The following is an 18,638-nucleotide window of genomic DNA, read 5'->3' as shown; positions in this document are numbered from 1 at the left end:
ATTTCCTTGATAAACAGCTTCCCTCCGCTGGTATTACCCAGACTCAGGTTCTAAGGGTGTTTTCTCAGCCCGGATATTCGGGCACCCCTAGCTAAGCTGTTGATTGTATCACCGATTTCTGTACCAGATCAAAGCAATTAAGGAAATCTTAATATAAACAATGGGGTGAGGAGATCGAAAGTGCGAGCTCCCTTTTGGGGTTTCTGATATTTCTGCTGTTTAAAAAGTACAAGCGAGCGAAGCTATCCCGAAGGGAATCGCACCCCATTTAACAACCTAAAAACAATCACACCTCATCAGGATTAATCCCCATTTCGCGCAATTTTGCTGCTAGGCGATCAGCGCGTTCTTTTTCTTCCTCCGCGCGAAGGCTTTCTTGTTGCGCGCGAAGGCTTTCTCGTTCTGCCCGCAGGCGTTCTTCTTGGGCACGTTCCTCTCCAATTAACAGCAAATTCCCTTCACTATCCCACCAACGCAACCAAGGTAAATTCATCTCATCATATTCACCTTGCCAAATGCCCAACTCAACTCCAAGCTGAGGAATCGGATAGCGACCGCGCTCATTTACACTCATGCGCTGATAGCGATTGTCTTCTAAATGATACATTTCTACAGCCGCTTTTTTCACTTCATAAATGCCGTAGTAAGGCACGCGAATCGCCTGTTCGTAAACCCAAAATTTTCCCACCTTTTGTTCTTCTGCTTGACCGGGTTCTGGTGGCGGCGTTCTATCTCGCTCTTCTGAACCATTACCCGACACAAATTCCAAAACAATCAGCGGTGCAACGTATTCTTTCCACAATACATAAGAACGTCGCACCTCACCATTTAATAGTGGAGGAACATTCGGCACATAAAACCAATCGGGTGCTTCGGCACCGCGTTCGAGAGGGTCAGTTAAACGCCAATAAATCCCACAATCTTGACCGATACGATAGCGTCCGTCAGGATGAATTCGTTGCAATATTGGTCGGAGTGAATCAGTCAGGATAATGCTTTGAGGAAGTTCTTGAAAGTTTTTCACAAAAGTACCGTCCGACTCTGGTAATTCAGTGTGGTCTGGGAGATGGGTGACTTCCAATTCAAATGGTTTGGCAATAGTCATAAAACTTGCGCTGATTTGAGGAATTCAACTTATTATAGTAGAAGGAAGAAGGAAAAAGCGAAATTGGGCGAATTACAAGCCCCCGGTAAATCACTAAAATTTAATCATCAAAAAGTCAGCCTAACCCAAGATAAAATCAACGCTCACTACTGTTGGTACCGTTTGGGTTTTGGGTCAATGCAGAGATTGCTGTTGTTCTTGTCGGTGAGCATTGTTAACTCTGAGCGAGAAGAGCTTTCAGTTCAGATTCTGTTTCCCCCCTTTGAATCTTGACAACTCCTGACATTTTCGCTCTTTATATTTGGGTAATAACTCACAAAAATGACATCTACTAACTGTAGCAGTTTTTTAGAAAGTTGGTTAATTCCTGAAACTCATTTGAAGCTTTGTTAATTTATTTTTTATGACATTTAACAATGTTAAATTTTCTTTACTGATTGATACAAAAATATAATTCAATGATATCCGCTTGAACGCAATCCGAGGGAGCCAAGGAGAGTAAAAGCCAATAAATAAATTACACTTTATTAACTTTTAATATGTTTTAAGATTTTTAGGGCATCCTAGATAGATCAGCATAGTTCGCTAAAAGCAAGCATAGCCTTTCTAAGATAGTGAACTTTTGGCTGTAGAAAAGCCCTTCTGACTCGCTGCCCTTGGCTCGTCTACGCTTTGTAGAAAAGTCCCGGCAAAAACTGGGCTAACTTTTGTTGAGTAAATTGCTATGTTACAATCAGCTCTAACAATAATTAAGTTTTAAAACCGGCCTGAACCTCACGCTCAATTCCCTTGCGATCGCTAGAATAACAATGACTCTCAACTTAGCTGGCTATCAATTCGTTGAAACCCTCCACAGCGGGATAAGAACTTCAGTCGATCGCGCTCGCAAGGATTCGGACTTGTCCAGCGCGATCGTCAAAACGCTAAAGGCTGAGTATCCCACTCTTTCTGACATCACCCGCTTGCGGCACGAATATCAAATTCTGCAGAGCTTGAACGTAGAACCGATCGTCAAAGCCATTAGTTTAGAAAGCTATAAAAACGGTTTAGCACTAATATTAGAAGATTCAGGCTCCGAGTCTCTCAACGATTGGATGAAGCGGAAAAAACTCACAATCATTCAATTTCTTTCTTTGGGTCTCCAGCTTGTCTCTGCCTTAGCCGAAATCCATAAACATAACATTATTCATAAAGATGTAAAGCCACAAAATATTATCATCAACCCAGCCACTGAAAAAGTTCAAATTATTGATTTCAGCATCGCTTCGCGCCTGGAGCGAGAAAATTCGACGCTCAGCCATCCAGATTTGCTCGAAGGCACACTCGCCTATATGTCGCCAGAACAAACTGGCCGGATGAATCGCTCAATTGACTACCGCACTGATTTTTATTCACTAGGCGTTACCTTCTATGAAATGCTCACAGGCGAGTTGCCATTTAATTCCACAGACCCGCTGGAATTGGTACACAGCCATATTGCCAAAACTCCCATTCCCCCTCACCAGCTAAATCCTGAAATCCCACCACAAATTTCAGCGATTGCGATGAAGTTATTAGCTAAAAATGCTGAAGACCGCTACCAAAGCACTGAGGGACTAAAATTTGACTTAGAAACTTGCTTGGTAAAGCTACAGGCTAGCGGATATATTTCCAACTTTGTTGTTGGAAGTGCGGATAAAGCAGGGCAATTAAATATACCGCAAAAGCTCTACGGTCGCGACCAAGAAATTGAAATAATTCTCGAAACTTTCGATCGCGTTGCCAGTGGTTCCACCGAATTAATGCTGGTTTCCGGTTATTCCGGGATAGGCAAAACAGTTTTGGTCAATGAAGTTCACAAACCCATTGTGCGGCAACGAGGTTATTTTATTGCAGGTAAATTTGACCAGTTCAAGCGCAATATTCCTTATACTTCTCTGATTCAAGCATTCCAATCCTTAACTCAGCAACTGCTAACCGAAGGCGAAGTAGAAATCCAAACTTGGCAAGAAAAACTGTTATCCGCTTTAGGCGATAACGGACAAGTCATCATTGATGTTATCCCTCAAATCGAATTAATTATTGGCAAACAGCCACCTGTAGCTGAGCTAGGGGCAACTGAAGCTCAAAACCGTTTCAGTCGCGTCTTTAAACAATTCATTGGCGTATTTACGACTATTGACCATCCCTTAGTTATCTTCCTCGATGACTTGCAGTGGGCGGATTCGGCATCGTTGAAATTAATTGAATTGCTAATAACTGATTCTGATAGCGAGTATTTATTGGTGATTGGGGCATATCGAGATAACGAAGTTTATCCAACTCATCCGACGATGCAAACGATTGACAAGATTCGCCAAACTGGTGCGACGGTGAATAATATTGTCCTTCAACCATTACACCTGGTTCATGTCGAAGAATTAATTGCGGATACTTTAAATGAATCTGGCGGTTCGGAACCCCTGTCTGTAAAGACGCGAAATTTCGCCTCTCTACTTTTTAATAAAACGCAGGGCAATCCTTTCTTCTTAAGTCAACTCCTCAAAACTCTCTATCAAGAAGATTTGTTGACTTATAACTTCACCCCCCTAATTCCCCCTTACCAAGGGGGGACAAAGGGGGGTTGGCAATGGAATATTGAGCAAATTCAAGCGATCGGCATCACCGATTACAATGTTGTCGAGCTGATTGCTAGAAACATCCGCAAATTGCCCGAATATACACAAAAAGTATTAAAATTTGCTGCTTGCATTGGCAACACTTTTAACTTAGAAGTTTTGACGATTGTCAATCAGGAATCATCCTTAGTCACGGCGGCGCAATTGTGGGAAGCACTTCAAGCTGGCTTGATTTTACCTTTGAGCAACGAATACAAAATTCCCCTCGTATTTACTCAGGAAGAATCGGGCGGTTTTACCTTAACTGATGTGAAGGTAGACTACAAGTTTTTACATGACCGAGTGCAGCAAGCTGCCTATTCTTTGATTCCAGATGAGCAGAAAAAAGAAACTCACTTAAAAATCGGTCAACTGCTGCTGCAAAGTACAACGCCAGAAGACCGAAAAGAAAATATTTTCGCTTTAGTTAACCAACTCAATTATGGTACTGACTTACTTACCACTGAATCCCAAAAATATGAACTAGCCGAATTGAATCTGATTGCAGGTCAGAAAGCCAAAGCTGCTACAGCCCACGATTCCGCCGTCAAATATTTGCAAGTGGGTTTATCTCTGCTAGCGGTAGATAGCTGGGAGAATCGGTATGAACTGACATTAAGGCTGCATGAGGAAGCAGCAGAATCAGCATATTTGAGTGGTGATTTTGACGGAATGCAGAGATTCGTTGAGATAGTACAAAACTGCGCCAAAACGCTGCTGGACAAAGTGAAAGTATACGAAGTCCAGATGCAGGCTTATATAGGGCAGAACAGGCTGCTAGAAGCGGTTAATACAGCGCTACAAGTTTTAAAGCTATTAGGGGTCGAGTTTCCCTCTGAGCCGAAACCGTCCGATATTGGACAGGCACTAGGCGAAACTGCGGCAATTTTGAGTGGAACGCGAATTGAGGATTTAATTGACCTGCCTCGAATGAGCGATCGCTATAAACTAGCAGCCATCAAACTTTTATCAAGTATCTTTGCTCCTGCATATATTGCTGCTCCTACACTGTTGCCGTTGACTGTGTGCAAACAAGTAGATTTATCCGTCCAATATGGTAATGCTTCTGTTTCTCCCATTGCTTATGCCAATTATGGTCTTCTGCTTTGCGGAGTTGTGGGAGATATTGATTCGGGTTATCAGTTTGGTCAATTAGCTTTAAGTCTGCTGTCAAAGTTAAATGCTCAAGAAATCAAAGCCAAAACAGTCGTCATAGTAAATATATTTATCCGACCTTGGAAAGAGCATCTGAGACAAACATTAGAGCCTTTGCTATCAGCTTACTCTAGCGGATTGGAAATGGGAGATTTAGAATTTGGTGCTTTTGGTCTATTGGTGTACTCTTATTTCTCTTACTATACCGGCCAAGAGCTGACTTCCCTTGAAAGAGAAATGGCAATCAACAGAAATGCTATTCAGAAAATCAAGCAGAAAACAGCGCTTTATTATCACGAAATTTATTGGCAGGCTACCTTAAATCTGCTCGAAAAAAGTGAAAATACCTGCCGTCTCCAGGGTGAAGCCTGCGATGAGCAGATAAGATTGCCCCTGCACCAGGAAGCAAATGACAAAGCGGCAGTGGCCTACATATATTTAAATAAAATTATACTTTGTTATTTATTTGAAAATTACTCTGAAGCGATTGAAAATTCTGAGATAGAAGAGAAGTATTTGGACGCAGTAGTCGCAACACCTCATCTTCCTCTATTCCATTTTTACGATTCTTTAGTACGGTTAGCGGTGTATGCCCCTAGCCCCACGCCTGGGCAACATAAAATTTGCGATCGCGTACAAAGTAATCAAGAAAAAATGCAAAAATGGGCGGATTATGCCCCAATGAATCATCTGCATAAATTCTATTTGGTCGAGGCAGAAAAGCATCGGGTTTTAGGCGAAAAAGTAGAAGCAATGGAGATGTACGACAAAGCGATCGCTCTTGCTAAAGAAAACGAGTACATCAACGAAGAAGCACTAGCTCACGAACTCGCTGCTAAATTTTATTTTTCATGGGGTAAAGAAAAGATTGCCAGAACTTACATGACCGATGCTTATTATGCCTATATGCGCTGGGGAGCTTTAGCTAAAGTTAAACATCTAGAAGAAAAATACCCGCAATTAATAGCGCGAGCCTCTGTCGTCACCGAAACCCCTTTCAACCCTACGATGACAATTCCTCCTTTGACCATTACAGGCGGTCAAACCGAGTTGCTAGACTTGGCAACTGTAATGAAAGCATCTAGTGCCATTTCTAGCGAAATTGTTCTACCTAACTTGCTCACCAAGTTAATGAAAATTTTGATAGAAAACGCAGGCGCTGAAACTGGATCGCTTATTCTCTCAAAAGAGGGTCAACTTGTTATAGAAGCGGCGGGGACTCAAGATCAAGTCCGAGTGCTAGAATCTTTACCAGTATCAACTTCTGGGCAAGTGCCTATCTCGGTACTTAATTACGTCACCAGAACTCATAAAGATGTCGTTTTAAATGATTCGGGCCGCGAGGAAATCTTTAACGCCGACCCCTACATTACCCAACACAAACCAAAATCAATTTTGTGTGCGCCTATCCTATCTCAAGGTAAGTTAAGTGCCATCCTGTACCTAGAAAACAACGTGATTGCTGGCGCTTTCACGCCGAAGCGGGTAGAAGTGTTGCGGATGCTATCGGGACAAGCTGCGATCGCCTTAGAAAATGCCAACCTCTATCACACTTTAGAAGTCAAAGTAGAAGAGCGAACCGAGGAATTAAAAGCCAAAAATACGCGCCTAGAAGTAGAAATTCAAGAGCGACAGCGAGCCGAGGAAGCGGCAGAAGCCGCAAACCTCGCCAAGAGCCAATTTCTGGCCAACATGAGCCACGAACTTCGCACACCGCTCAACGGCATTTTAGGTTATACCCAAATCCTCAAACGAGACATAGATTTAACCAGTCAGCAAATTTCTGGTATTAACATCATTCATCAGTGTGGCGAACACCTCCTAACTCTAATCAATGACGTTCTAGACCTGTCCAAAATCGAAGCCGGAAAAATGGAACTCTACCTCACCGAGTTTCACCTGTCAGACTTTCTCCAAGGCATTACTGAAATCTGCCAGATTCGCGCCCAACAGAAGGGAATCTCTTTGATTTACGAACCGCTAACTCGACTTCCCACTTGCGTCCAAGCCGATGAAAAAAGATTGCGGCAAATTCTCATCAACTTACTCGGTAATGCCATAAAGTTCACCGAAAAAGGAGGCGTTAGTTTTAAAGTAGACAGAGTGAAGACTCAGCAATCTTTGTCATCACCAATCCCCAATCCCCAATCCCCAACAGCGAAATTTATTTTCCAAGTAGAAGATACAGGCATTGGCATCGGGCCGGACGAACTCTCAAAAATATTTTTGCCCTTCGAGCAAGCCAGCGGTTCAGATCGCCAGATAGAGGGAACAGGATTAGGGCTGCCAATTAGTCGCCAATTAGTGGAGATGATGGGCGGCGAACTGAAAGTACAAAGCTCTTTAGGTAAAGGCAGTATTTTCTGGTTTGAGTTAGAGTTGCCTATTACCGAAAGCTGGGGAGGGTATCAAAAAGAACCAGAAAAAATTATCAGGGGTTACTCAGGCGATCGGCGGAAAATTTTAGTCGTTGACGATCGCTGGCAAAATCGCTCTGTCCTCGTTAATCTTTTAGCTCCCATTGGGTTTGAATTAATGGAGGCAACGGACGGTCTAGACTGCGTGAATAAAGCGCTGTTCTTTCAACCTGACTGTATTATAATTGACTTAGTAATGCCAGTCATGGACGGCTTTGAAGCGGTGAGGCGGATCAGAAAAATCCCTCCATTGATGGATGTAATCGCGATCGGAACTTCTGCTAGCATTTTATCCGGCGATCCCGACAGTATTTTGCAGGCTGGTTGCAACGCTTTTCTCCTCAAACCAATTAGGGCAGAAAAGTTATTAGAATGCTTGGGCAACCATTTAGGTTTAGAATGGATTTATGAAGAGCGAACAACTTTCAGTTCAGAAGGTATCTTCACCGAACTCCCTTCCCAAATCCAAGACCAACCACTGATTGCTCCCCCTTCGGAAGAAGTTGCAGTCCTGTTCGATTTAGCCATGAAAGGTGAACTCCTCAGTATTGAGCAGCGAGCCAGCAAGCTGAAGGCAATAGATATGCGTTATGCACCTTTTGCCAATCAGTTGCTTGAATTAACCCAAAACTTTGAAGAAGACAAATTAGTAGAATTTGTTCAACAGTTTAGATGAGGAATAAAAATGACTAGCGAATCTTTAGACAGAGGCACCATTTTAATTGTGGATGATACGCCCACTAATCTGGGTTCAGTATTGGATTTTTTGACCGCATCTGGCTTCACTGTTTGGGTAGCTCGCAGTGGGTCTAGCGCTCTCAAAAAAGTGCAATATTCCCAGCCTGATTTAATTTTGTTGGATGTTCTGATGCCAGAAATGGACGGATTTAAAACCTGTCAAAATCTGAAAGCGAATGACTTAACTAAAGATATCCCAGTCATTTTTATGACCGCACTGGACGATACAGAAAGCAAAGTCCAAGGCTTTAATGTGGGGGGAGTTGATTATATCACTAAGCCCCTTCAACACGAAGAAGTTTTAGCTCGCGCTATCACGCACCTGAATCTGCGAAATCTAACTAAAAAGCTTCAGGCGCAAATTGTCGAGCGCGAGCGAGCGCAAGCCGACCTACAAGTTTTGGCACAAGAGCTAGAGACGCGAGTAGAACAGCGCACCGCTGAACTTTCCCAAACGAATGAACGCCTCAAGCAGGAGGCTGCTGAACGCAAGCTTGCAGAAGCAGCTTTGCAAGCATCGGAAGCGCGAGAGCGGCACAAAGCCCTACAGCTAGAAAATTCCCTGCACGAACTCAAGCACGTGCAAAGCCAGCTCATTCAGAGCGAAAAAATGTCCGGGCTAGGCCAACTCGTGGCTGGCGTAGCTCATGAAATCAATAATCCAATTAATTTTATTTATGGAAATCTTTCCTATGCTCTGGAATATTCAAAAGCTTTGGTCACTATCCTTGACCTCTACGAAAAGCACTATCCTCATCCGGCTCCAGATATACAAGCAGAAATCGCAGCCAGCGAGCTAGATTATCTCAAAGACGACTTGCCTAAATTGTTCAAATCGATGTACTTAGGAGCCGATCGCATCCGCGAAATCGTTTTATCTTTGCGCCTCTTCGCACGGCAAGAAGGATATGAAATGAGATCGGTCAACCTTCACGAAGGCATGGACAGCACGCTGATGATTTTACAGAGCCGGCTAAAATTTAACTCAGACCGCCCCTCGATTGAAGTGGTGCGGGACTATTGCCCAAACCTGCCCGAAGTGGACTGTTATGGGGGAGAAATGAATCAGGTATTTATGAATATACTTGCCAATGCGATCGATGCTATTGACGAGTGGAACACGCAGAGATCGCTAGAAGAAATTAAAGCGAATCCTAGCGTGATTCGGATTAGCACAGAAGTAACAAGCAGCAATTGCGTAGCTGTCCGAATTGTGGACAATGGGCCAGGGATCTCGGAAGAGGTTCGTCGCCACGTATTTAACCCGTTTTTTACGACAAAACCCCCCGGTAAGGGCACAGGGATTGGGTTGTCGATTAGCTGGCAAATTGTAGTGGAAAAACACCGGGGAAGCTTGGGGTGTATTTCTGCACCAGGCGGGGGAACAGAGTTTACTATTGAGATTCCGCTTCAGCAGGAGTCTCCTGTCTTGTCGCTGTCAGCTTGATATAATGTCGGGTATCTTCATCTATCATTGTGCGCTGTGATATCATTTCCGGTAACACCGGAATGATGTTGACGGTTCACTGTTCACTGTTCACTGTTCACTGTTCACTGTTCACTGTTGACGGTTGACGGTTCACGGTTGACGGTTGACTGTTCACTGTTCACTGTTCACTGTTGACGGTGAACAGTGAACTGGAATTTACTATTCCGATGCTAACAGATTTGATATGATGCGCCATCGCGGGGTTTGTGCGATTGCCCATCACAGCGCACAATTACCAACAAGAAAATTCGGGTGTCCACGTAGCGGTGTAGGCTACAGCTAATATCATTTCCGGTAACACTCATACATGATGTTGACTGTTGACGGTTGACTCTTCACGGCGTCAACAGTCAACCGTCAACAGTCAACAGTGAACCGTGAACTCGAATTTACTATTCCGATGCTAACGGATTTGATATAACTAACTGTCCGAAGATTCATCGGATTGTGGCTGTTTCTGAGTATCTTTTTCCCCGGCAATAAATCCTTCTGTATCCTGCTTTAATTCTGATACAAGTGCGCCTCGATCGCGCCAAGCTTCCGCATTGTCTGGTTTGATGGCAATAGCTCGATCGTAAGCTGCCATTGCTTCCTCATACCGCTTTAATTCTGACAAAGCTGTACCCAAGTGGTGCCAAGCATCGTAGGAGTCGGGCTTAATAGCAATCGCTTTCTCATAAGCTGCGATCGCTTCTTCATTGCGCTGCAATTTTGCTAAAGATTCCCCTTTGGCAAACCAAGCTTCGTAACACTCCGAATTAAGAGTAATTGCTGATTCGTAAGAGGCAATTGCTGCTTCGTGCTGCGATAGTTTCTCAAAAGCTACGCCTCGGTTGTGCCACACTTCAAAATCCTGCGGTTTAAGGGCTATTGCTTTGTCGTAGGATTCGATCGATTCTTGATATCGCTGCAATTTTCCGAGCACAGCGGCTCTATTGTACCAAACTTCGTATTTCTCTGGCCGGATGCCGATCGCCCGATCGTAAGAATCAATAGCATCACTGTAGCGGAGCAGTCTCCACAGCATATTGCCTCGATTGTACCAAGTTTCGTATCTGTTGGGATTGAGCTCAATAGCGCGATCGTAAGAATCAACTGCTGCTGCGTACTGCTGTATTTTGCCCAGCATCGCGCCTCGGTTGTGCCAAAGTTCGCTGTCGGTTGCTTTGATAGCCAGGGCGCGATCGTAACTGGCGATCGCTTCTTCGTAATGCTGCAATTGACCCAACAAAGCCGCTATACTGTGCCAACACCCGTATTTTCGGGATTCGCTCGAACTTGCTCGCTCGTAACAGGCGATCGCCTCTTCGTACTTCTGCAATTTGCCCAGCAAACTCGCTTTATTATACCATGCTTCGTAGTTATCCGGTTTAATTAATATTGCTTGGTCGTAACAGGCGAGTGCTTCTTCCATACGCTGCAATTTTACTAACACATTTCCGCGCCAATACCAAGCCTCATTCAAAAATTTATTCGCTAAAACAGCTTTTTCCAAACAGACTAATGCTTCATCATAATTGCCTTGAAAATAAAGCCCTTCGGCTTGCTTGATATAATCGTCAGCAATCAATTTTTCGTCGTTAGCAGGTGCAGTTTGCGATTTTTGGGAATTGTTTAAGGCCGGTTGAGGTGCGATTTTGAGAGCTTCTTTGGCAACAACTGCGGGAACTTGGGAAATCTCTTGAACAATTTGATATTTTTTCTCGTCAACTTCTTTCCGCAAAACTTGCAGGTGCATGATAAATTGAGATTTGAGAGTCTCAATTTGCTCGACAGAAGATTTGGAAACTTCAGTTTCTCTAGTTAAAAAATCAAGGGATTGTTTAGCTGCACCCATTTGCGCTTCTAATTCATCCTTTAACTTTTGAGTCAGTTGGCTAGAATTTCTGAGTTCGGATTCCAATACACCAATGCCCTGCAATCGTTTATTGGCATCAGCCACCAACTGTTTGATTATCAGCCGTCGCATCATCCAAAAAAATGCAATTGTCACAGGTGGAAATACAGTACCAAGAATTAGCAAAATATTGAGCAGAGTTATGGTACTATTAAAACCATATCCAGATTCCGCACTGCCACTAGACGGGGAGATAAAAGCTAAAACCTCGCGAACTTGAGGATTGCTTTCAGCCCCGGTTTCGATTAATTTAGCCAGCCAGGTTTCTTGTAAAGATTTTGTTAGTTCATCGCCGGATGCAGCAGGAGTATTCGCCTTGGTTTTGGCACTAGCAGATACATCGGGTTGAGCGGCCGCTACCAGTAAACCTGTCGGCGATTTTACAGCAATTCGCGGGGAAAATTGTTCGTGGGCGATCGTCTCAGGCTCGCTAATTGACTCAGCCCGACGGGATACGGTAATATTTGGGGAAAATTGTTCGTGGGCGATCGTCTCAGGCTCGCTAATTGACTCAGCCGGACGCGATTCAGTATTATTTACGGCATCAACAAAGTTGCTAGCTTGCGGTGTCTCAGGAGAAATAGGAGGTGCAGCAGGATTGGCGCTAGTATTAGCAGTTAAATTGTGGGATGCGAGGGCAGCCAGAGTCAGGAGAGCTAGATTAGAGACGCGCATAAACGTCAACTCATTTAGGAGAAATTGGTGCTTGGTTGTCAGCGATCGGGCGATCGACCTCATACTCTCAGCAGTTAGAATAGCTGACATGAGGAATGCTGACTTACTATCTCCAAAATACGCGCGCAGCCTGACTTTTCAGGAAAAGTGCCAATAATTCTGGCTGTGGAACTTTTGTGCAAAAATATATTCTCGCGCCTAATCCGGTTGAATAACCCTCGAAATCATCGGGGCGGGTTTACCAATCTGCACAATTAGCCCAATATCCGGGTGAACCCGCCCCAACAGACCCAATTTTTAGCTTTAAACCCTAGCTACAATTGCTTCTGGCTGCTGACGTTCAGCCATCACTTCCTCTAAATCAGCGCCGAAAATTTCACAGCTATTATTCGGACTTTCAATCAGCTTAATCTTGTGCAACTCTGCGCCCAATTCCCGAACGGGCGATCGCAACAATTGCCCGATCCGAACTGCAATATTCTCCGCAGTCGGCACAACCTTCTCAAAACAGGAAATCTCCTTATTTAAAAAAGTGCGATCGAGGGTATTTTTCTCTGAATAAGCGCGTTTTGTAGGGGCAATCCCGCCGTGGTTGCCCCGATCGATCCTGATGATTGTTGCCTCAGTCGTATTGCTTTAATTATCTGCCATCGACCCGCTATCGATCGTCGTTGAGATCCTCCGCAACCTTATCAAGTCTGTCATTGGCCTCTTTGGACAGCTTGAGACAATAAGCAGTCGATGCCAGACCTCCTGTTGCCGTGATAGTGCCCTCTGAGGCTTTGCCCAGAAGTACAAGCCCAACTCCCGCAAAACTGATGAGGACACAGGCTGCGGTCGTTACAAGGGCCAAGTTAAAACTATGGTGGGCTTGGCGCAATCGTTCTTTGGCAATAATCATTTCTATTGTGGAGTCAGAGTGGGTGATTGGCTGGTTATTCATGGGTTTCGTTGAGCCTAAACTTTATACTTCTAGTGTGAAGCAAAATGCTTGAAACCCTGACTACACAATGATTTACTTGTCGCTCTCTTGTGATTGCTCTATGATTGTCCTATGCTCTAGTTTCGCTTTTGTCAGCGATCGTGTCAAAAGACTCTCCACATTATGACTGACCTAAGCATCAGAAAAAAGAAGAAGATAACTATCACCGCATCTTCAGAAGGTGTAAAGATAGCAATAAACGCTCTGATCAGGCTAGGATTTGAGTCAAAAAGTAGCTTTGCCAAATCTCAGCTTTTAGGCCGCAGTACAGTTACCAAGTTTTTTCAGTGCCAGCCCCTTCAGCTTGATTCCTTTCAAAGGATATGTCAAAAACTGAAATTAGATTGGAGGGAAATAGCGGAACTATCAGAAGAAGATCCATCTCAAATACCAGTAATAACTGATTGCATAAACCCTGATATTAATGAAGGAGGGGAGACCATGCTAACACCAACCTTTGACCTTCAAGTGACTGTAATAGATAAAAAAAATCATACAATTAAAGCTGAAATTAAATTGATAGGTGATATAAATTCCTTTGGAAATTCAAGTTGGGTTGAATTTATTTTACGAAAATATGCAGGAGACACTATAAAAATTACTGATATTAAAGAGGGCAGCATCCGATTAACTGTAGAGGGTGCTCAAGAGGATATCGATCGGCTTGTATCTCTCATCAAATCAGGAGAATTAAAGGAAGTAAGCGGTTTTCCTGTTGCAGATGTTCAAATTTTGAGTGAAAGCTCAGAGGATGACGAAAGTAACGAACTCAATAATAAGTGGCATCTAGTACGAGAGATTGTTACTCAGGGAATTAGAGATCGAAACTTTAGTGGGGTTGACTTAAGTGATGCCGACCTGAGTCGTGCCAACCTGAATTTTGCCAAACTGAGTGGTGCTGACCTCAGCGGTGCTGACCTGAGAAGTGCCACCCTGAGAGGTGCCGACCTCAGTGGTACCGACCTCAGTGGTGCCGACCTCAGTGGTGCCGACCTCAGTGATGCCGACCTCAGTGGTGCCGACCTCAGAGTTGCCGACCTCAGTGGTGCCGACCTCAGTGGTGCCAACCTCAGTGGTGCCGACCTCAGAAGTCCCGACCTCAGTGGTGCCAACCTCAGTGGTGCCAACCTCAGTGGTGCCAACCTCAGTGGTGCCGACCTGATTGATGCCGACCTGAGACGTGCCGACCTGAGTAAGACTAAGGTTGAGGAAGCCCGATTCAGCTCGAACTTAGGCATTTCTGAATCGATGAAGCAATACCTCATTAAACAAGGCGCAATCTTTGAAGATTCTCCAGGCGATCGCTCTAAAGTTCCAAAAAAAGTATAATGCTCTGGAATTAGCTAAAAATGAGCCAACTTCTGGAGGAAAATATGATTAATTGTACTTTTCTTTCAGACGACTGTAGCTATGAGACAGGGGTGGAAAACCCCTGTCGGACTCTCGGACTGCCGGACTCTGGGATATACAGAGAAGACTCGTGAATCTACCAGCAGATATTCAGCACTAAACCCCAGCTAAAACCGCTTCCGGCTGCTGACGTTCGGTCGCCACTTCCTCTAAATCAGCACCGAAAATTTCACAGCTATTATTCGGACTTTCAATCAGCTTAATCTTGTGCAACTCTGCCCCCAATTCCCGAACGGGCGATCGCAATAATTGCCCGATCCGAACAGCAATATTCTCCGCAGTCGGCACAACGTTCTCAAAATAAGCAATATCCTTATTTAAAAAAGTGTGATCGAAGGGTTCAACAACATAATCGTCAACGGCTTTTTGTAAAGCTCCCAAATCAGCAATCATGCCAGTCCGCGCATCAATTTCCCCTTTAACAGTCACCTCTAAATGATAGTTGTGACCGTGACCGTTGGGACGAGCACATTTGCCGTAAATTTCCGAGTTTTCTTCAAAGCTCAAATCGGGACGAGCCAACCGATGGGCCGCGCTAAAATGAGTAGACAAAGTTAAATAAGCTTCCATTCCGTTTCCTAAATATTCAGCCCAAAGTTCGGGATGTTCAAACAATTGAATTTTGCTCACAGGTAAATGAGGGGCTAGGCGCAGCCAAATTTGCCGTGCTATGTTTTCGGTAGTTGGCAGAGTCTGCTCAAATTCCGGCCACGTTTCGTTGAGAAAGGAAAAATCGAGATCCTTGATAACTTCCCGTTTGATGACGTGCTTGACATCAGACAGGTTGAGCACCATGCCGTTCTCGTCGAGTTCTCCTATCATGGAAACGTAAAGGACGTAATTGTGTCCGTGTCCCGGTGCGCGGGCAGTTGGGCCAAACCGCTCAAAGTTCTCGGCTTCGCTTAACTCCGGCAGCCAGTACCGGTGACTCGCCGAAAACTGTGCCCGACGATTGATGATGCACTGCATAAAAGTCAAGTAGGGTAAGCTTGTTAAGTTCTGTAAAGGACTCGCTTCTTAAGGATAAACTAATTTTTGCTGGAATTTTTCGATTATTTGAGGGTGCTGTAAATGAATTTCTACCAATTTTCCAAATATTGGCAACAGGTCGCCGATCGATCAAGCCGCCGGGCCCATTTTACGCCACAACACAGATATCCGGCAGAAAATACCGCTACAAAACAGTTTCTCGCCATCAATTGCTAACCCATCAGTTACGAGCCTTTGAGAAAGTACGCGCGTGCGGATTTATCCCGTTCGCGAAGCGGGCCCGTTGCGGTAAGGAATCGACCTTTTTTGCAACACAGGGCACTCCACAGTTCGAGTTTTTCGCCTAAGCTCTGCAATAGTTAGCAGTTGGCGGTTCAGTTGCGCTCAAAACTAATCACCCATTACCCCTTACCAAATATTAATGAATTGGATTACTTCACGAGCCGATCGCTTTTTTGAAGATTGGTCGGGTGCGATGACAACCCCCCTCTTTTATATCGGGGACGCTCATCTGTCCATCAGTGCGATCGTCCAACTGATAGTTTTAGCTATATTTGCCTTCATTCTAGCTAAGATTATCAGTGAAGGAATCAAGCGCAGCCTGCTAGTTCGGATGGGATTGGATCGTGGCAGTCGAGAAGCAATTTCCACCATCATTAGCTATATTTTAGCAACGCTTGGCTGTATATTCGTCCTGCAAAGTGCCGGCATCAACCTCACTTCTCTCACCGTCTTAGCTGGCGTTGTCGGCATTGGTTTCGGCTTCGGCTTGCAAAATCTCGCCAGCAACTTTATCAGCGGTCTCACCCTGCTATTCGAGCACCAAATTAGAGTCGGAGACTTTATTGAAATAGACAAGTTATTAGGAACGGTAGAAACCATTTCGATCCGCTCTACGATTATAAAAACAATTGACGGTCTCTTTGTAATCATACCCAACATTAAGTTTGTCGAAACTAACATTATTAACTGGAGTTACAAAGACCCCAGATGCCGCATCCACATCCCCGTCGGCGTTGCTTACGGCTCTGACCCAGTAATAGTTACGGAAGCGCTATTAATTGCGGCGCGGATGGAATCGAATGTCTTATCCCATCCTTCTCCTAAAGTATGGTTTTGCGGTTTTGGAGATCACGCTTTAAATTTTGAACTTTTAGTTTGGATTGACCAGCCACAGGAAAGCGATGCTATTAAAAGTGCAGTTTATTTTTTAATAGATTACGAATTTCGCCACCGAAATATCGAAATTCCCTTTCCACAGAGGGATTTATGGCTGCGAAACCCGCAAGAGTTAACTCAACTTTTTCACAATAACAAAGACGATAATTCCAACGGCAAACTTTTTCCGCAGAATGCCACACATTCTACAGAAATCAAATCTAATTCCACGGTTTCCGATCATAAAAATTCAGGGTCTAAATCCCCTAATAATTGGACGCTGCGAGATTTGTTGCGGCGAGTAACTTATTTTGAACAGTGTACGGATTTAGAACTGCGACAGTTAATTGAATACGGCTACCGACAACTGTTTCCAGCGGGACAGGTTGTATGTAAAGAAAATGACCCTGGCGATTCTTTTTATATTATTCTTTCGGGTACTGTAGAAGTTCTTTCTCAAAAAGCCGATCAGTATATTGCTACGCTTCACGAGGGCGAGTTTTTTGGGGAAATATCTTTGCTGTTGGGAACTCCGAGAACCGCGACGGTTAAAACTAGCGAAGATGCAATTTTGTTTGTGGTGGAACGCCACGACTTGCAAAAACTTTTAATAGAACAGCCGAATTTAGCAGATCAGATTGCTCAAAAATTGTCGGAACGCCAGCAAGCTTTGAGAGATTTAGGATTGTTAGATGGCGACTCTCTGGGACAAACTCCTTTTATTAAAATTCGCAAGCGAATTCAAGTTCTTTTTGGAATTTGAAAGAAGGAAGAGGGAAGAAGGAAGAAGGAAGAAGGAAGAAGGAAGAAGGAAGAAGGAAGAAGGAAGAGGGAAGAGGGAAGAGGGAAGAGGGAAGGAGGAAGAAGGAAGAGGGAAGAAGGAATAAGGAAGAGGGAAGAGGGAAGAGGGAAGAGGGAACAATGGGAGCATCTCATATTTGTAAAAACACTTATTCTGGCTCCTTCCTTCTTCCTTCTTGCTCTTTCCTCCTGGCTCCTGGCTCCTGGCTCCTAACTCCAATTTCTAGCTTGCCTGCTTTCATTGAGAGGCTCCCGGAACAATCTGCTTTTTTAACTTTTAATTTTTAATTCATCCTGTGCTTCCCGCCGCAGTCTAGCGGCAATTCTAAACAGTTCTTGACCGGTGTGCAAGTGGCGATCGTCATAATTGAGGGTAAATAGCTGCAATTCTTCTATTCCGTCTCCGACTTGATTGATGCTGTAGTAGAGATGGGCCGCAACTCCGGCTACATTAGATGGATTGGGCATGGATGTAAAAAAGTTATGAGCTTTTTTGAGATACTCGCGGCTGGTTTCGATATAAAGTTGAAACTTTTCTATCAGTTCGTCATCAAACGGATCTGCTGACAATTCGTCTATTTCTTTTTTAAGTGGCTTCAAGATGCTGTTGAGCATTCTATTGACTGGTTTGTATACTTTAATCAGCCACTGTTCCATTAGTTCGTCAGCGTCCCGTGCTGTTTGTTGTTGCTGGCGGCTGACGTTTGGTGCGACTGGTGATTGCTGTTCGGTTTGCTCGGAAAGTTGGCGATCGTAAGATTGTCTGTGCTGGGCGTCTCCTAATATTTCATAGGCTGCATTGAGGCGGACAATCTCTTCGTGACCCGCTGTGTCGCTGCGGCTGTCTGGATGAAATAATTTGACTAAACGGCGGTATGCTTGTTTAATCTCGGCTTGTGTTGCGGTTGGGCTAATCTTTAGGGTTTTGTAGTGATTGATAACGGAAGACACGCTGTTATTTCCTTGAAATCTGGATAATTTGTGAAAAAAAGCTTGACAAAAATATCATTATTTGCTAATTTATTAGGTATTTATCTGATATAAATGCCAAAAAGTGTAAGTTGAAAACGTCAGTTTTAAACTTATCATCAATCTATTTTAGAAAAAGATTGATGCTTTTGAAGTGGCAAGCCGATCGACATTGGGGGCTCATATATAGCCTTTCTCGGTAACATGAGGTGCTCT

The 18,638-nt window shown here is 44.1% G+C and carries 11 protein-coding genes and 1 riboswitch; of the genes, 5 read left to right on the top strand and 6 right to left on the bottom strand.

Translation table 11 applies throughout. The features are described 5' to 3' along the window. Positions 1-2: 2 nt before the first annotated feature. A riboswitch (TPP riboswitch) is annotated at positions 3-99 on the bottom strand. A gap of 187 nt (positions 100-286) precedes the next feature. Further along, positions 287-1,105 carry a Uma2 family endonuclease gene (locus QUB35_RS02540; RefSeq protein WP_333139068.1) on the bottom strand — a complete coding sequence of 273 codons (819 nt, stop codon included), beginning with the start codon at positions 1,103-1,105 and terminating at the stop codon, positions 287-289. Between the two features lie 809 nt (positions 1,106-1,914). Between QUB35_RS02540 and QUB35_RS02535 the strand changes: the two genes are divergently transcribed. After that, positions 1,915-7,989 carry an AAA family ATPase gene (locus tag QUB35_RS02535; RefSeq protein ID WP_333139066.1) on the top strand — a complete coding sequence of 2,025 codons (6,075 nt, stop codon included), beginning with the start codon at positions 1,915-1,917 and terminating at the stop codon, positions 7,987-7,989. Positions 7,990-7,998: 9 nt separating this feature from the next. Next, entirely contained in the window at positions 7,999-9,498 is a 1,500-nt protein-coding gene (locus QUB35_RS02530) for a response regulator (RefSeq protein ID WP_333139064.1), read from the top strand. Positions 9,499-9,961: 463 nt separating this feature from the next. Here QUB35_RS02530 and QUB35_RS02525 read toward each other — a convergent pair whose 3' ends face one another. The 3 genes from QUB35_RS02525 to QUB35_RS02515 all read right to left on the bottom strand — a co-directional run bounded on the left by QUB35_RS02525 (position 9,962) and on the right by QUB35_RS02515 (position 13,055). Continuing rightward, positions 9,962-12,202, bottom strand: coding sequence for a tetratricopeptide repeat protein (locus tag QUB35_RS02525; RefSeq protein ID WP_333139062.1), 2,241 nt, complete (start codon positions 12,200-12,202; stop codon positions 9,962-9,964). A 213-nt stretch (positions 12,203-12,415) separates the two neighbouring features. Next, positions 12,416-12,607: a 6-carboxytetrahydropterin synthase gene (locus tag QUB35_RS02520; protein ID WP_333139060.1), complete on the bottom strand. Its 192-nt coding sequence runs from the start codon at positions 12,605-12,607 to the stop codon at positions 12,416-12,418. 163 nt (positions 12,608-12,770) lie between these two features. Beyond that, positions 12,771-13,055, bottom strand: a complete 285-nt coding sequence (locus QUB35_RS02515) for a TRADD-N-associated membrane domain-containing protein (RefSeq protein WP_333139058.1) — start codon at positions 13,053-13,055, stop codon at positions 12,771-12,773. Between the two features lie 480 nt (positions 13,056-13,535). Here QUB35_RS02515 and QUB35_RS02510 point away from each other — a divergent pair, with 480 nt between their 5' ends. Further along, a complete protein-coding gene (locus QUB35_RS02510) occupies positions 13,536-14,423 on the top strand; it encodes a pentapeptide repeat-containing protein (RefSeq protein ID WP_333139055.1) in 888 nt (295 codons plus the stop codon). 177 nt (positions 14,424-14,600) lie between these two features. Here QUB35_RS02510 and QUB35_RS02505 read toward each other — a convergent pair whose 3' ends face one another. After that, positions 14,601-15,473, bottom strand: coding sequence for a 6-carboxytetrahydropterin synthase (locus QUB35_RS02505; RefSeq protein ID WP_333139053.1), 873 nt, complete (start codon positions 15,471-15,473; stop codon positions 14,601-14,603). A 442-nt stretch (positions 15,474-15,915) separates the two neighbouring features. Here QUB35_RS02505 and QUB35_RS02500 point away from each other — a divergent pair, with 442 nt between their 5' ends. Together QUB35_RS02500 and QUB35_RS02495 are read left to right on the top strand one after the other, a co-directional pair. After that, entirely contained in the window at positions 15,916-17,415 is a 1,500-nt protein-coding gene (locus tag QUB35_RS02500) for a cyclic nucleotide-binding domain-containing protein (protein ID WP_333139051.1), read from the top strand. Beyond that, on the top strand, positions 17,412-17,741 hold the full coding sequence (locus QUB35_RS02495) for a hypothetical protein (RefSeq protein ID WP_333139049.1): 330 nt from the start codon (positions 17,412-17,414) through the stop codon (positions 17,739-17,741). Before QUB35_RS02500 ends, QUB35_RS02495 begins: the two co-directional genes overlap by 4 nt. Here the strand turns inward: QUB35_RS02495 and QUB35_RS02490 are convergent. Next, positions 17,724-18,404: a J domain-containing protein gene (locus QUB35_RS02490; RefSeq protein ID WP_333139047.1), complete on the bottom strand. Its 681-nt coding sequence runs from the start codon at positions 18,402-18,404 to the stop codon at positions 17,724-17,726. The two genes, QUB35_RS02495 and QUB35_RS02490, sit on opposite strands and share 18 nt — an antisense overlap. Between the last annotated feature and the right edge of the window lie 234 nt (positions 18,405-18,638).

The organism is Microcoleus sp. B13-B6, assembly GCF_036705405.1.
Lineage (GTDB): Bacteria > Cyanobacteriota > Cyanobacteriia > Cyanobacteriales > Microcoleaceae > Microcoleus.
This window is presented reverse-complemented; position numbering and strand designations above follow the sequence as displayed.